This window comes from Staphylococcus sp. HMSC035D11 (assembly GCF_001836075.1).
GTDB lineage: Bacteria > Bacillota > Bacilli > Staphylococcales > Staphylococcaceae > Staphylococcus > Staphylococcus hominis.
Genome location: NZ_KV827212.1, coordinates 1 through 390, shown reverse-complemented (window position 1 = coordinate 390; position 390 = coordinate 1). Strand labels below are relative to the sequence as shown.

Here is a 390-nt window from a genome sequence, read left to right as displayed (position 1 = left end):
ATAAGTGAAAAAAGACAATTTCTATTGAAATAATATAGAAATTGTCTTTTTTATAATTTTTTTGATTATTTTCAGCTCGTTGAGCTGTTACTTTTCTTATATTAAGTGCCATTAGCACAAATCCTAGTTCTCTTTTGGCTTTATTTATCCCTCGAACGGACATTCGAGTGAAACCCAAAATAGCCTTCATAAATCCAAAAACAGGCTCCACATCAATTTTTCTTTGACTGTAGATGGTTTTTATTTTTGGTTCTGAAAGCTTTTTATTAATTTGGGCTTTAAAATATTCCCAATTATAATTTTTCATTATTTTTTTATTCGTTTTTGAATTGTATTTCATGCATTGGTGTCTTAAAGGACATTCTGAACAATCATCACATTCATATAATT

The 390-nt window shown here is 27.7% G+C and carries 1 protein-coding gene; it reads right to left on the bottom strand.

Annotated features, from left to right (window positions below):
* Window positions 1-390, bottom strand: a 390-nt coding sequence (locus tag HMPREF2647_RS00645) for a transposase (protein WP_141756738.1), incomplete at both ends; no start/stop codon positions are given.